The sequence below is a fragment of the Burkholderia lata genome (genome assembly GCF_902499335.1).
GTDB lineage: Bacteria > Pseudomonadota > Gammaproteobacteria > Burkholderiales > Burkholderiaceae > Burkholderia > Burkholderia lata_B.
Genome location: NZ_CABVQK010000001.1, coordinates 628,785 through 643,366 on the forward strand (window position 1 = coordinate 628,785; position 14,582 = coordinate 643,366).

General features: G+C 69.6%; 13 protein-coding genes. 4 read left to right on the forward strand and 9 right to left on the reverse strand.

Annotated features, from left to right (window positions below):
- The 8 genes from BCO18175_RS02915 to BCO18175_RS02950 form a co-directional block, all read right to left on the reverse strand.
- Positions 1–2,313: a TonB-dependent receptor gene (locus BCO18175_RS02915; RefSeq protein ID WP_174979268.1), complete on the reverse strand. Its 2,313-nt coding sequence runs from the start codon at positions 2,311–2,313 to the stop codon at positions 1–3.
- Between the two features lie 213 nt (positions 2,314–2,526).
- Positions 2,527–3,744: an MFS transporter gene (locus BCO18175_RS02920; protein WP_174979269.1), complete on the reverse strand. Its 1,218-nt coding sequence runs from the start codon at positions 3,742–3,744 to the stop codon at positions 2,527–2,529.
- Positions 3,741–4,817: an ABC transporter substrate-binding protein gene (locus tag BCO18175_RS02925; RefSeq protein WP_174979270.1), complete on the reverse strand. Its 1,077-nt coding sequence runs from the start codon at positions 4,815–4,817 to the stop codon at positions 3,741–3,743. The genes BCO18175_RS02920 and BCO18175_RS02925 overlap by 4 nt, the downstream gene beginning before the upstream one ends.
- Positions 4,818–4,851: 34 nt before the next feature.
- A complete protein-coding gene (locus tag BCO18175_RS02930) occupies positions 4,852–5,262 on the reverse strand; it encodes an ExbD/TolR family protein (RefSeq protein WP_174979272.1) in 411 nt (136 codons plus the stop codon).
- Positions 5,262–5,978, reverse strand: coding sequence for a MotA/TolQ/ExbB proton channel family protein (locus BCO18175_RS02935; RefSeq protein ID WP_174979273.1), 717 nt, complete (start codon positions 5,976–5,978; stop codon positions 5,262–5,264). Before BCO18175_RS02935 ends, BCO18175_RS02930 begins: the two co-directional genes overlap by 1 nt.
- Positions 5,979–6,019: 41 nt before the next feature.
- Complete coding sequence (locus BCO18175_RS02940) at positions 6,020–6,838, reverse strand: energy transducer TonB (RefSeq protein WP_174979275.1); 819 nt, start codon at positions 6,836–6,838, stop codon at positions 6,020–6,022.
- A gap of 33 nt (positions 6,839–6,871) precedes the next feature.
- Entirely contained in the window at positions 6,872–7,918 is a 1,047-nt protein-coding gene (locus tag BCO18175_RS02945) for an ABC transporter substrate-binding protein (protein WP_174979276.1), read from the reverse strand.
- A gap of 50 nt (positions 7,919–7,968) precedes the next feature.
- On the reverse strand, positions 7,969–9,141 hold the full coding sequence (locus BCO18175_RS02950; protein WP_174979277.1) for an LLM class flavin-dependent oxidoreductase: 1,173 nt from the start codon (positions 9,139–9,141) through the stop codon (positions 7,969–7,971).
- Positions 9,142–9,596: 455 nt separating this feature from the next.
- Here BCO18175_RS02950 and BCO18175_RS02955 point away from each other — a divergent pair, with 455 nt between their 5' ends.
- From BCO18175_RS02955 to BCO18175_RS02970, 4 genes are read left to right on the forward strand one after another with little or no spacing between them, the layout of a single operon-like run.
- Positions 9,597–10,673, forward strand: a complete 1,077-nt coding sequence (locus BCO18175_RS02955; protein ID WP_174979279.1) for an ABC transporter substrate-binding protein — start codon at positions 9,597–9,599, stop codon at positions 10,671–10,673.
- Between the two features lie 32 nt (positions 10,674–10,705).
- Positions 10,706–11,812, forward strand: a complete 1,107-nt coding sequence (locus BCO18175_RS02960) for a PhnD/SsuA/transferrin family substrate-binding protein (RefSeq protein WP_174979280.1) — start codon at positions 10,706–10,708, stop codon at positions 11,810–11,812.
- Entirely contained in the window at positions 11,812–12,627 is an 816-nt protein-coding gene (locus BCO18175_RS02965) for an ABC transporter permease (protein ID WP_174979282.1), read from the forward strand. The genes BCO18175_RS02960 and BCO18175_RS02965 overlap by 1 nt, the downstream gene beginning before the upstream one ends.
- Before the next feature lie 16 nt (positions 12,628–12,643).
- Positions 12,644–13,432 carry an ABC transporter permease gene (locus BCO18175_RS02970; RefSeq protein ID WP_174979283.1) on the forward strand — a complete coding sequence of 263 codons (789 nt, stop codon included), beginning with the start codon at positions 12,644–12,646 and terminating at the stop codon, positions 13,430–13,432.
- On the opposite strand, the gene BCO18175_RS02975 is transcribed toward BCO18175_RS02970, so the two are convergent.
- A complete protein-coding gene (locus tag BCO18175_RS02975) occupies positions 13,423–14,541 on the reverse strand; it encodes a sigma-54 interaction domain-containing protein (RefSeq protein ID WP_174979285.1) in 1,119 nt (372 codons plus the stop codon). The two genes, BCO18175_RS02970 and BCO18175_RS02975, sit on opposite strands and share 10 nt — an antisense overlap.
- Between the last annotated feature and the right edge of the window lie 41 nt (positions 14,542–14,582).

The window sequence follows — 14,582 nt, forward strand, 5'->3', positions numbered from 1 at the left end:
TCAGATCTTCGCGGTCAGCGTGATCCCGACCGTGCGCGGATCGCCGTACAGCACCGGATACGCGCCATACGACGGCAACAGCTCGAGCTTCTTGTAGACCTTGTTGGTCAGGTTCGTCACGTAGCCCGTCACGATGTACTTCTGGTTCGGCGTCGTGTAGGACACGTGCGCGTTCAGCACCGTGTAACCGCCCTGCCAGAGCTGCGGCATCGTCTGCCGCGTCGCGCTGAAGTATTCGCGGCTGCGATAGTTCACGTCGCCGCCGGCCGTCAGCGTGCCGAACGACACCGGCACGCGATAGTCGAAGCCCGCGTTGAGCGTCGTATGCGGCGAGCGCGCGAACGAGTTGCCGACGGCGGTCGGCACGTTGCGGAACTCCGTATAGCGCGTATTCAGCATCCCGAGGTTCGCGAACAGGTAGAGGCTGTTGACCGGCTGCGCCTTCAGTTCCAGCTCGAAGCCGTCCGCACGCCCCTGCCCCGCATTCGACAGCGTCGACACCGGCGGGCCGCCGAACGGGTTCGGCGCGAGCGCGAACACCTGGATGTCGCGATAGTCGTAGTGGAACACGCTCGCGTTGACGATCAGCCGCTTGTCGAACCACTCGCTCTTGATGCCGACTTCATAGTCGGTCAGGTACTCCGGCGACACGGTCGACACCGTGCTCTGCGTGTACGCGTTGCCGTTGTAGCCGCCCGAACGGAAGCCGCGCGCATAGCGGAAATACGCTCGCACGTTGCTGCTGAGCGCATATTCTGGCGTGAGGTCCCAGGTCGGCGCGCGCCACGTGTTCGTCTGGTTCTGCCGCGCGCTGACCGCCAGCGGCGACGACACCGACGACGGATCCCACCAGCTGCCCGGATTGCTGAACGTCACGTTGCCGGTGTCCTGCAGCCCGGTCAGGTTGATGTTCTTGCGCTCGATCGTGTAACGCAGCCCGCCCGTCACGTTGAAGCGGTCGGTGAACCGGTACTTCACGCTGCCGAAGATCGCCGCGCTCTGCGTGTGCTGCGTGAGGTCGGTCAGGTGGTAGAACGCGGGCGACGGCGAGCCCGGCAGGCCGCCGCCGGCACCCTGCTCGGCCAGTTGCTCGGTGAACAGGTGCGTACCGACGAGCCAGCTCAGCCGGTCGTTCTGCGGCGATTCGAGCCGGAATTCCTGCGAGAACTGGCGGCTCGACAGGCGGTCATGCGAGCGCGCGGCGTCGAACGCCGAATAGTCCTCGTCGTCCTGGTACCAGCGGTGCAGCCCTTCGAACGCGGTGATCGACGTCAGCGTCACCGCCGGGTTGATGCGCCAGTGCGCGGTGAGCGACGTGCCCCAGGTCGAGATGTGATCGCTCGACGGCGCGTTGAGCGACACCGTGTACGGATCGCTCGACCCGACGAAACCGAACTGGTTCGCGCCGCCCGGCCCCGCGCCCTGTGCGTGCCACGCATTGCCGCCGCCCGTGTAGTTGCGGCCGTGGATGTTGAACAGGAAGTCGGTATCCGACGTCGGCACGGCCAGCACCTGGAAGCGCACCGCATTGTCGTGGAAGCCGCCGAAGCGCCCCTGCTGCACGGTGTTCGTGTAGAAGCTGTCGGCGTTCTCGTGATACACCGACACGCGCGCGGCCAGCACGTCGTTCTTGCCGATCGGCCCGCCGATCGCGGCTTCCGCGAGTCGGCTGTTGTACTGGCCGAGCCCGATCTTGCCGTAGCCGCTCACGTCGAAGGTCGGCTTCTGCGACGTGATGCTGAGCGCGCCGCCGACGGTATTCTTGCCCCACAGCGTGCCCTGCGGGCCGCGCAGCACTTCGATGCGGTCGAGGTCGAACAGCGGGAAGCCCTGCCCGAACACGCTGTTGATGTAGACGTCGTCGAAGTACACGCCGATCGGGCTCAGCGACAGGTCCGACGGATCGTTACTGCCGACGCCGCGCAGGAACCAGCGCGGCCGCTCGCGGCCTTCGGTCGACTGGCCGGTGAAGTTCGGCACATACTTCGTCACGTCGTTCACCACGCGCAGCTCGTTGTTCCTGATCGCGTCGCCACTCAGCGCGCTCACCGCGACCGGCACGTCCTGGATGCTCTCCTTGCGCCGGCGCGCGGTCACCGTCACCGTGCCGAGGTTCGTTTCGCGTGCGGCCGTGCCGCGGTTCGCGCGTGCCGCCTTCGGTGCGGCCACGGCGGTATCGTCCGCGCCCTGTTGCGCCGGTTTCGCGTCCGGTGCCGCCGTCGCCGCGCCATCTTCCGCCCATGCGGGCAACGATACGGCCCCGCCCGTCAGCAGTCCCCCCAGCGCGGTGACGATTAGTTTTTTCCTGAACATCGATGAGTCATCCTGTTTGATCGGTTGAACGCACGTGCGTGCGCGACGCACGGGTTACCTATTGCAATTCGGATGCCAGCATCGAGAAGCCCGTCGCACGGGGCTTCCGGCATGCGTGTGGTGCAGGTGTTGCTGCATGCGCATCTGTGACGGGAAGCAAACTGCTTGTCACGCAACACCGTGTGGATCCCGCAATACCCGATCCGATGGTCGTCAGGAGAGCTTTGCAGTCACGGACTGCGACGCCTCGCGCCGCCCCGTCGACACGCGCAACGCGAACGCAACCAGCACGACGACGGGCAGCCAGCACAGAAACACGCCCGGCAACCCGACGCTCGGCACGAGCGCGCTGCCGGCGAGCGGGCCGCAGAACGCGCCCGTCATCGACGCGAGGTTGTAGAGGCTCGACACCTGGCTCTTGTCGGCCGGGTGACGGCCGAGACGCTGCATGTTGACGAGATGCAGCAGTGACGATCCGGCACACAGCGCGGCGAGACCCGCGCCGACGATCCATGCGTCATGTGCAAGGCCCAGCGCAAGCAACCCCGCCACACCGCCGGCAAGACTGAGCGCGTGGCAGCGGCGCGCCGTCATCCGTTGCGCGACATGCCCGAGCCCGAACAGCGCGATCACCGAGACAACGCCCTGCAGCGTCAGCAACGCGACGGCTTTCGTCTGCGACAGCCCGAGCGACTGGATCGCCAGCACCACCGTATACGCGCCGGCGAGCGAGCGGGTCGCGCTGTTCACGGCTTCCAGCACGAGCTGCTCGCGCACATCGTGACTCCATGCGAGCGCCAGCAATGCGCGCAGGCCACTGGATTCAGGTTGCACACCGCGCGGCACAGGCTCCGCGTCGCCGAGCAGCGTCCGGCTGAACAGCGCCATGCCCGCGAAACTCGCCGATGCCGCGCAGAACGTCGCGACCGCACCATGCGCGCCGATCAGCCAGCTCGCGAGCCACGGCCCGACCATGCCGGTTCCGACCGACATCGCCGCGCGGTACCAGCCGGCGCGCGCGAGGCCGATCTGCGCGAGACGCGCGAGGAACACGCCGTTGATCGACACGATCCGGAACGGGATGCACAACCCGATCAACACTTGCGTGAGCGCGATCAGCGGCCATGCACCGGTGAACGGCACGACGAGATTGAGCAGCATCGGCCCCATGCTCGCGACGAAGTAGACGCGCCGCGCGCCGTAGCGCGCGACGAGCAACCCGGCCGGCAGCGTCATCAACGCGATGCCGAGCGGCTCCATCGCGGCGATGATGCCGAGGCGCGCGCTGTCGACGCCGAGCGCGAGCGCGTACAGCGTCGTCGCGAGCTGCGCCATGCTGATCGTCGTGCCGCTCGCGAGCGCCAGCAGCATGAAGCCACCGGTGAAGCGCTCGCGCCGCCATGCGTCGGCGACGCGTGTCGGCGCGCTCACCGCGCGGCGTCGCGAGACAGCGTCGCGATGCCGTCGAGCGCGCGCCGGTCGATCCACGCGCGCACGTCGAAGTCGGCCGGCAGGAAGCGCCATTCGACGAGGAAGCGCTTGAAATCGTCGAGCGCGGCGATCGACGCTTCGTCGAGATCCGTGCGCAGCCGCCGGTGCACGTCGGCGCCGTACGCGAGCCGCAGCCAGTCGTGGCCCGATCCCGTCTCGCGGCCGAGATAGCCGAGCACTTCCTGCTCGTGCTCGCGCGCCCAGCCTTCGACATCGGTCACGCGCGCGAGGAAGCGGCTGACGATGCCGGGATGGCGTTCGAGCGTCGCCGCATTGACGGTCAGCGGCCGCGGCGATCCGTTGTTGATGCGGATCTGCGGATCGGGATGAAAGCCGATGTCGACGACCGGCTGCGCGCCGATCAGGTGCGCGGTTTCGAGCCCGAGCGAACCCTTCACGTAGATCGCGTCGACCTCGCCGCGCACGAGCGCGGCCGCTTCGGCCGCATAGAGCCGGCGGCTCGACAGGCTCGCGGGATGGCTGAATGCCGCGTCGCGCGTCGCCGGTGTCGACACCGGCGCGCGCAGGTTCGACGCGGGCACGTCGACCCATTCGACGTCGGCGGGGCCGAGCCCGTCGAGCGACAGCGCACTGACGAAACCGCGCAGCGCCGCCGCACGAAAGATGTCGATGCGCTCGCCGTCGCGGCGCGGCAGGCCGATGCGGCGCCCGCGCAGGTCCTTCGGCCGCTTCAGGCCGCTTTCCGGCAGCGCGACGATCGCCTGCGCCTCGTCGACCCAGGTCAGCGCGACCACGCGCGTGTCCGCGCCGGCCGCACGCGCCCACAGCGCGGGAATGCTGCCGCCCTGCCGGAATGCGTTGTCGAGCGAATGATCGACGTGCGCGTGATGCAGCGCCGCGTGCTGGCTCTCCTGCAGCGCGCGCACGGTGATGCCGTCGCCGGCGAATTCGCTGTCGAGCCAGCCGAGATGCGCGGCGATGCCGAGCGGCGTCGGCACCGGACAGCGCGTGTACCAGATCGACTGGACGTTGGGGGAAGCCGTGATGCTCATGGATGCGTTCGGAAAAGGAATCGTGAACCCCGCGTCAACCGCGCGGTGCGGTGAGCACCGACAGTCGCGTGATGCCCGCATGCTCGATCGCGGCCATCAGTTTCGCGACGGTGCCGTATGGCACGTGCTCGTCGGCCTGCAGGTCGAGCGCGACGTCGGGCCGGCCGGCCTTCAGCGCGGCCAGCTCGGCCGGCACGGCGGCCAGTGCGACCGCGCGCTTGTCGAGATACACGATGCCCTTGTCGTCGACGCTCACGGTGACGTTCGGCTTGCGATCGGCCGGCGTCGTGGCGACGGTGTTCGGCAGATTCACGTGCACCGCGTTGTTGAGCAGCGGGGCCGTGACGATGAACGCGACGAGCAGCACGAGCATCACGTCGACGAGCGGCGTGATGTTGATTTCGCTGAGCACGTCGTCGTTGTCGGAGGAAGAAGAGAAAGCCATTATGCGAACGCCTCCTGACGGGTGTCGCCGGCACGGCGTGCCGGCGCGGGCGCGACGGCTGCGGCCGGCACGCGGAAGCCGGCTTTCTGCGCGAGCGTGACGAAATCGGTCGCGAACGCATCGAGGTCGGCCGACGCGGCCTTCACGCGGCGCACGAAGAAGTTGTACGCGAGCACGGCCGGCACGGCGACCGCGATGCCGACTCCGGTCGCGACGAGCGCCTCGCCGATCGGCCCGGCGACGACGTCGATGCTCGCGGACGCGCTGTGCGTGATCGCGGTCAGCGCGTGGATGATGCCGAACACGGTGCCGAACAGGCCGACGAACGGCGCGGTGCTGCCGATCGACGCGAGCACCGCCAGCCCCGCCTCCTCGCGCCGGCGCGCGTTGTGGATCTGCTGCCGCAGATGCCGTTCGAGCAGGTCGTGGCGGCTCCAGCTGTGTTCGAGATCGTGCGCGCTGCTCTCGTCGGCGCGCCGCAGCGCGTCGAAGCCCGTCGCGGCGAGTTCGCCCACCGGGCTGTTCGCGCCGTCGAGCGCGGCCGCTTCGTGAAAACTGTTCGCGGCCCAGAACGCGCTCGTGTAGCGCCGGTTGCGCGCGCTCGCCCGCAGGCTCTGGATCGCCTTCACGACGATCAGCGTCCACGTGACGACGGAAAAGACGACGAGCAGCCAGAGCGCGCCCTGGACGATGAAGGTGGTCGGGATACCGTTCATGATGTGAGTTCCTTGAAAAATGTGGCGGGCCGCCCGGCGGGTCAGCCCAGCTTGAAATCGATCGGCACGTTGACCCAGCCGTCGACCGCTTCGTCGCCGCGCTTCGCGGGCACGAACGTCCAGCGCTTCACCGCGGCCACCGCCGCGTTGTCGAGCATGCGGCGGCCGCTGCTCGTGCGGACCTCGACGGAATCGGGGGTGCCGTTCGCGAGCACGTGCACGCGCAGCACGACGCGCCCTTCCCAGCCCTGGTCCTGCGCGAACGCCGGATAGTCGGGCGCCGGGTTGCGCAGGTAGGCCGCGTCGCCGATCGGTGCGGTTTCGCGCACGGGTGCGGCGGGCGCGGCCGGCGCGGGAGCCGGCGCGGCGGGCGCGGCGACGGCCGGCGCCGCCGTGGCGGGGGCCGCCTCGCGGGTAACTTGCTGCGCGGCAGCCGGCGCAGGCGCCGGATGCGCGACGGCCGCACGCGGCTTCGGCGGGGTCGGCGCCTGCTTCAGCGGCTTCGGCGGTACCGCCGGTGGCGGCGGATGCGCGGCCTGCGGCAACGGTTCGGGCGGCCGCGTCAGTTCGACCGTCATCGGCAGCGGCCGCGGCGGCTGCACCGGCGGCGCGGCAGGCGCGCGCGCGGCCAGCAGCGCGACACCCGCATGCAGTGCCGTGACCGCGAGCGCAATCGCACCCGTGACGCGCCACGCGCCCGGCTTCGCCGCTCGCGCATCGTGCCGTGCCGAGGGCAAAGCGGACGGCGGACGCGCCGCCGCCGCGCTGCCCGCGACCCCGCTCGCGCCCGCGCGCGGCGCTGCGCGCGCCGCATGCCGGCGCGCCGGCGGCACGCCGTATTCGATCGTCAGACCTGTCATGCTCGACTCCTTGCAATGACGCGCCGCGGCGCGCTACGCGACCCACGCATGGCGTTGCCGGTCGATGCGCGTGAACGGCGCCGGGTCGATCCAGGCGCGCGCATCGAAATCCTGTTCGAGAAAGCCCCACTCGACGAGGAAGTCCTTGAACGCGACCAGCCCGTCGATCGACGTCTGCGCGAGCCCCGTCTCCAGATGGCGGTGCACGTCCGAGCCGTACGCATAGCGCACCCACTCGTCGGACGCGCGCGTCTCGCGGCCGATATAGGCGACCGTCTCCGCCGGATGACGCGCGGCCCAGTCGCCCGCGCCCACCACCACCGACAGGAAGCGGCTCACGAGATCGGGGCGCGCGTCGATCAGTGCGCGGTCAACGGTCAGCGTGCGCGGCGTGCCGTTGCCGATCCGCACGAGCGGATCGGGGTGCGCGCCGAGATCGATGACGACCTGCGCGTCGATCAGGTGCACGGTTTCGAGCCCCTCGACACCTTTCACGAACACCGCGTCGACCTCGCCGCGCACGAGCGCCGCGATCTCGAGCCCGTACTCGTGCGGACCGCGCGTGAACGAGGCGGGCCCGGTGCGACGTTCGCGTTCGTCGGGCAGGTCGACCCATTCGGCGTCACCATGCCCGAGCCCTTCCAGTTCGAGTGCGCTCAGGAAGCCCTTCAGCGCGGCTGCGCGCCAGAAGTCGATGCTGATCGGATGGCGCGGCAACCCGAGCCGCCGGCCGCGCAGATCGCGCACCGAGCGGATGCCGCGATCGGGCAGCGTGACGATCGCCTGGAACTCGTTGGTCCACGACAGGCCGATCACGCGTGTGTCGGCGCCGCGTGCCCGCGCCCACAGCGCGGGAATGTTGCCGCCCTGCCGGAACGAGTGCGGCAGGCTGTGATCGAAATGCGATTCGCGCTTGCCGGCGTCGGCCGTCTCCTGCAGCGAATTCAGCGTGATGCCTTCCGGCCCGAACTCCTCGTCGAACCAGCCGCGATGCACGGCGATGCCGAGCGCGGTCGGCACCGGGCAGCGCGTGTACCAGAGTGCGTCGCAGGCCGTGGCCTGCGCAGCGAGTGTCGTCATGGTGAATGTCCTTGTCGATGTCGTTGGATGGCGCGGCAATGCCGTCGCGCTCATGCGCCGGCCACGCGCAGCGCCGCCTGCGTGCCGCGCGCGTTCAGCGCGCCGTCGACGAGCGGCAGCACCTCCTCGCCCACGCGGTACGCCTCTTCGAGATGCGGGTTGCTCGCGAGGATGAACGTCGAGACGCCGATGTCGACGTATTCCGCGAGCCGCTCGGCCACCTGCTCGTGGCTGCCGACGATCACGCAGCCGGGGCCACCGCGAATCTGCGACATCCCGGCCCACAGGTTCGGGCCGACGATCAGGTCGTCGAAGTGCTGCGTGTGGCCCTGGTGCAGCGCGAACTGGCGTTTCGCGCCGACCGATTCCGACGATTCGCCGCGCCCGCCGAAGCCGTTGCGCGTCGCGTCGCCCACCGTCGCGAACATCTGCCGCAACTCGGCCCACGCCTGCTCCTCGGTCTCGCGCGCCAGGATGTCGATGCGCATGCCGAAGCGCAGGTCGCGCTCGGCGTTCTGGCGATCGAGCGCGCGGCGCGCCGCATCGATCACTTCCTTCTGTTTCGCGAGCGGTTCGCCCCAGCTCAGGTGCACGTCGCCGTGCTTCGCGGCGACCGCGAGCGCGGCGTCGCTCGCGCCGGCCAGGTAGATGCGCGGCGGCTTCTGGCCGCTCAGCGGCGGCAGCAGGCCGCCGGCTTCGACGCGGTAGAAGCGGCCGTCGAACGTGAACGGCTCGCCGGCCGCGACGCCCTTCACGACATCGAGGAATTCGTCGGTACGCGCATAGCGGCTGTCGTGATCGATGAAGTCGCCGTACGCACGCTGGTCGGGGCCGCCACCGCCCGTGACGACGTTCCACTCGACGCGGCCGCGGCTGATCCGCTGCAGGCTCGCCGCCATCTGCGCCGCGTAGACGGGGTGCACGAAATGCGGCTGCAGCGCGATCAGCAGCCGCAGCCGGCGCGTCTCGCGCGCCAGCGCGGCGGCCACGACCCACGGCTCCTCGGTGAAGCGGAAGATCGGAATCAGTGCGCCGTGGAAGCCGGCGATATCGGCCGCGCGCGCGACCTGCGACAGATAGTCGATGTAGCCGAAATCGTCGTCGTCGACTTTCGGCGCGACGCGCGATGCGCGCTGGCGGTTCCATTCGCCGCGCGTATGCAGGTCGTGTGCGCGCCGGCCGTCGCCATGCATCGGCAGGCGCCACAGAAATTCAACAGCCATCGGGGTTCTCCTGGTCGGGCCATTCGGATTGCGTGCGGCATCGGCGTGCCGCGCGTGTGCTGCGCTGTAAAGCACGCGGTGTGCCAACGCGCTCGACACGGCGCGTGCGTGGCCGCCGGCGAACCTGCCCGGCGCCTTGCACACCGGGCGTCAGCGGCAATCGGATCGCACCCGCTCGCGGTTGCCCATGCCGTCGCGACACGCCCGTATCGCGCTGCTGCGCCGACCACACCGCTGCTGCGCGCGCAACAGCGGCCGACGCGACTGTTGCTGGCGCAACAGGCCATGCATCGGCACGCGCATCGCACCTCCCGCGCGACGCCCGCGCCGCGTGCGGCCGCGCCGTTTCCATTCACTGGCCCGGAACTTGCAACGTTGACCGGCCCGCGCGTGCGACACCGACACCGTGCGCGACCGCGCTTCGACCATGCTTACGCAGAGAGGAAATCTCACCCATGACAGACAGGCCCGATTCGTCATCGGACAAGCAGCAGACGTTCTGGTACGCCCGATCGCCCGTGCCGACGCCGCTCGGCATCGCCGTGCATCTCGGCTGGCTCAACGGCGAAACGTCGGCCGACGGCGTCGCGATCCGCTCGCCGCGCGGCGCCACGCGGCACGACGTGTCGTCGATCAGCGATCACACCCTCGCGCAGTCGTTCCGCCAGGGCGGCAGCATCCCCGCGATGTGGGCGCGCTCGAACGGCGCGAACACGCGCGTGATCGGGTTGTCGTGGGTCGACGAATCGCAGTTGATCCTCGCCCGGCCCGAGTCGGGCATCCGCTCCGTGAAGGCATTGCGCGGGCGGCGCATCGCGATCCCGAGCCGCCCCGACGACCGCATCGACATCTTTCGCGCGTCGGCGCTGCGCGGCTTCGGCAACGCACTGAGCCTCGACGGGCTCACCACGCGCGACGTCGAACTCGTCGACGTGCGCGCGCGCACGCTGCAGGCCGTCGGCCCGGCGCGCGCGGCGGACCTGTTCGCATCGCCGCACGGCTTTTCGAGCCGCGCGCTGTACGCGGCCGAAGCCGGCGCGCTGCTGCGCGGCGAAGTCGACGCGATCTACGTGAAGGGCTCGACCGGCCTCGAGATCGCGCAGCTGATCGGCGCGCACGTCGTGATCGACATCGGCTTTCATCCGGAGCGCTCGATCCGCAACAACAACGGCACGCCGCGCCCGCTGACCGTCAACGCTGACGTGCTCGCGAATCATCCGGACATCGTCGCCGGCTTCCTGAAGCTTGTGGTCGCGGCCGGCGAATGGGCCGGCACGCATCCCGACGAGACCGCGCATTACGTGGCCGGCGAAACCGCGTCGTCGATCGACTGGGTCCGCGCCGCGTACGGCAACCAGTTGCACCGGCATCTCGGCGTCAACCTCGACGACGAATCGATCGCCGCGCTCGACGACTTCAAGACGTTCCTGCACGACCAGGGTTTTCTGGAAGCCGACTTCGACGTCGCCGACTGGATCGACCCGCGCCCGCTCGCCGACGTGCTGCGGCCGTCGCTGCAGAAGCGCGCGTGAGCCCCTTTTTCCGCCCACTGTTCCGGACCATCATGAAACACACGCTCTCCCTCGCGTCGCTGCGCCGCCCGCTGCGTACGCTGCTCGCCGCGCTGCCGCTCGCCGTGGCATCGCTCGCCGCACCGGCCGCGCATGCGGACGATGCGCCCAAGGTCGTGCGGATCGCCGTCGTCGCCTATTCGAGCGCCGGCAAGACGCAATACGCGGGTGCGTCCGCGCTGATCGACGCCGACAAGTCGCTCGAGAAGGCGCTCGCCGCGCGGCATGTGAAGCTGCAATGGGTGCCGGTGTCGACCGCGGCGGTCGGCACGCTCGTGAACGAGGCGTTCACGAACGGCAGTATCGATTTCGCGGGCTACGGCGACCTGCCGTCGGTCGTCGTCAACGCGTCGGGCACCCATACGCGGCTGATCGTGCCGGGCGGCGTCGGCAGCAACACGTATCTCGTCGTGCCGGCCGGTTCGACCGCGAAGTCGATCGTCGATCTGAAGGGCAAGCGCATCGCGCTCAATCGCGGCCGGCCGTGGGAAGTCACGTTCAGCAAGCTGCTCGCCGAGAACGGGCTGAAGCTGTCGGACTTCAAGATCTACAACCTCGACCCGCAGGCCGGTGCGGCGGCCGTCGCGGCCGGCCGCGTCGACGGCTTCTTCACGCTGTCCGACGCGTATTCGCTCGTCGACAAGAACGTCGGCAAGATCATCTGGTCGACCAAGACCGCGCCCGACGACTGGAAGATGCGCGCGGAACTGTGGGCATCCGACGATTTCGTGCGGCGCTACCCCGACATCACGCAGCTCGTCGCGACGGCCTACGTGCGTGCCGCGCACTGGATCTCGCAGCCGCAGAACCGCGACGCATACGTGAAGATCCTGAGCGCGTCCGGCCAACCGGAAAGCGTCGTGCGCCGCGAATACGCGGACGAGGCGACACCGTGGAAGGAGCAATGGACGCCGCTCTTCACACCCGCGCTGACCGGCCACTACCGCGACGTCGTCGCATACAGCCGCCAGGCCGGCCTGACGTCCACGCCGGTCGACGTGAATGCGCTGCTCGCGCCGACGTTCGTGTCGACCGCACTCAAGCAGCTCGGCCTCGACGGCTACTGGCGCGCCGACGCCGCGCGCGTCGCGAGCCGCTGATGCCGACGCACGCCCTCGCGTCGAACGGCGCGCGCACGCTCCGCCTGCCCGGCATCGCACGGATCGGCGGGCTCGCGCTGTGGTGGGCCACGCCTGTCGCATTCGTCGCGCTGTGGTGGCTCGCGAGCGCGCAGCGCTGGTTTCCGCCGCAGCTCGTCGTGCCGCCCGAGCGGCTCGCGGCGACGCTGCGCACGCTGCTCGACACCGGCGAACTGCGCGACAACCTGCTGATCACGCTGCATCGCCTCGTGCTCGGCTTCGCGATCGGCGCGACGGGCGGCGCCGCATTCGGCATCCTGCTCGCGCGCAGCCGGCTGTTCGCCGACTACCTGCGGCCGACGTTCGACCTGCTGCGGCAGGTGCCGACGCTCACGCTGATTCCGTTGCTGATCCTGCTGATCGGCGTCGACGAGCCGCTGAAGCTCGTGGTCGTCGGCAAGGCCGTGTTCTTCCCGGTCGCGCTGACCGCGTACACGGGCGTGCACGACGCGCCGCGCGATCTCGTCGAGATGGCGCGGCACTACGGGCTCGGCCGCTTCGCGCTGCTGCGCGACGTGCTGCTGCCGGCCGCGTTGCCGCCGCTGCTGACCGGCGTGCGGATCGCGCTCGCGCGCGCATGGCTCGCGCTCGTCGCGGTCGAGCTGCTCAGCGCCGACAGCGGGATCGGCCAGATGATGGAACTGGCGCGGCAGATGCTGCGCCTCGACGTCGTGCTCATCGACGTCGCGGTGATCGGGCTGATCGGCTTCACGATCGACCGGTCGATCGCGCTCGTGCAACGCTACGCATTGCGCTGGCAAACGCCCGCACACTGAACGAACAGGCTTCTGAATGACCTTCGCTACGCCCCTCTTCTCGTTCGCCGCGCTGCGCCGTCGTGCGCGCGGCCTCGTCGTACCTGCCCTGCTGGTCGCCGCATGGCAATACGCATCGTCCGGCGATGCGGCCCATCAATACGCGTTCGTACCGTTGCAACAGGTTGGCGCCGCGCTCGTCGAACTCGCACGCAGCGGCGAACTCGCGACCGATCTCGGCGCGAGCCTGCGCCGCACGACAGTCGGCCTGGCGGCCGGCGTCGTACTCGGGCTCGTGTTCGGCGCGGCGATGGCGCGCTCGCCGCTCGTGCGCAAGCTCGGCGAGCCCGCGTTCCAGGCGCTGCGCTACGTGCCGCTGCTCGGACTGATTCCACTACTGAGTTTATGGGCCGGCACCGGCGAATTCGCGAAAGTGTTCATCATCGCGCTCGCCGCGTTTTACCCGATGACCACCGCGAGCTTCGACGGGCTGCGCCGCGTCGATCCGCGCTATGTCGAACTCGCGCAGTCGTATCGCCTGACGCGCGCCGGCCTGTGGCGCGACGTGCTGATTCCGGGCGCGCTGCCCGACCTGTTCGCGGGCGTGCTGCAGGCCGTGCCGTTCGCGTGGATCACCGCGACCAGCAGCGAGCTGCTGTTCAACGCGGGCGCGGGTGTCGGCAGCCTGATGCAGAACGCGCAGGCCGGTGCGCGCGCCGACGTGTTGCTGGTCTGCGTGCTGGGCGTGACGGCGCTCGCCGTCGGCATGAGTGCGCTATGCGAGCAAATAGCGCAGCGCGCGCTGCGCTGGCGCGATCACGCCTGACGGCGCAGCCGCGCGTCGGCGTCGCTCGCGTCGCGCGGCTTCAGGATGCCGAGCTGCGCGAGCCGCGCGCGCACGATGTTGCGCGACTGGTCGAGCAGACGCGACATGCGCAGCTGGTTGTGCTCGCTGTAGTCGAACACGCTGCGGTAAACGGTGTCCTCGATGTGCTGCCACAGCGCCGGCGTGCCGAGATCCAGCAGTTCGATCACCGCGTGGCGCAGCGCATCGGTTGCCTCCGCCACATCGCGTGCACGGCGCGGCGGTGCCGCCGCCGCGGCGCGCGAGTCGCCCGCGTCGGGCGCAAGCGACAGCGCGGAGAACTGCAGGTCGCTCACGTCGATCGCGCCGCCCGCGCAGATCAGCACCGCGTGGTGGATCACGTTCTCGAGTTCGCGGATGTTGCCGGGCCACGCATGGGCATGCAGCCGGGCGCGCGCGGCGTCCGTCAGCGTCGGCGCGGCCACGCGCAGTCGTTTCGCATAGGTGTCGATGAAGTGTTCGATCAGCGGCGCGATGTCACCCGGGCGCTCGCGCAGCGGCAACAGGCTCAGTTTCACGACGTTGAGCCGGTAGTAGAGATCCTCGCGGAAATTGCCCGCGCGCACCGCGGCTTCGAGATTCACGTTGGTCGCCGCGACGAGCCGCACATCGATCTTCACGGTCTTGCGCGAGCCGACCGGTGTCACTTCGCGCTCCTGCAGCACGCGCAGCAGCTTCACCTGCGCGGACAGCGGCAGGTCGCCCACCTCGTCGAGAAACAGCGTGCCGCGATTCGCGGATTCGAACCAGCCGGGCTGGCTGTTGATCGCGCCGGTAAACGCGCCGCGTTCGTGGCCGAACAGCTCGCTTTCGATCAGCGTCTCGGAGAACGCGCCGCAGTTGACCGCGACGAACGGGCCGTCATGGCGCTCGCTCAGCGAATGCACGAGGCGTGCGATCAGCTCCTTGCCGGTGCCGCTCTCGCCGGTGACGAGCACGGTCGCGTCGCTTGGCGCGACGAGCTGGATGCGCTCGAGCAGCACCCGCGATTTGGGATCGTCGAACGTCAGCGCCTTCGCACGGATCGTGATCGCATGCGAAGTCGGGTCCGGCAAGCTGAAGATGGCCATGGCACGACCGGCGTGTTGAACGGGGAAGGTTCGACGATAGC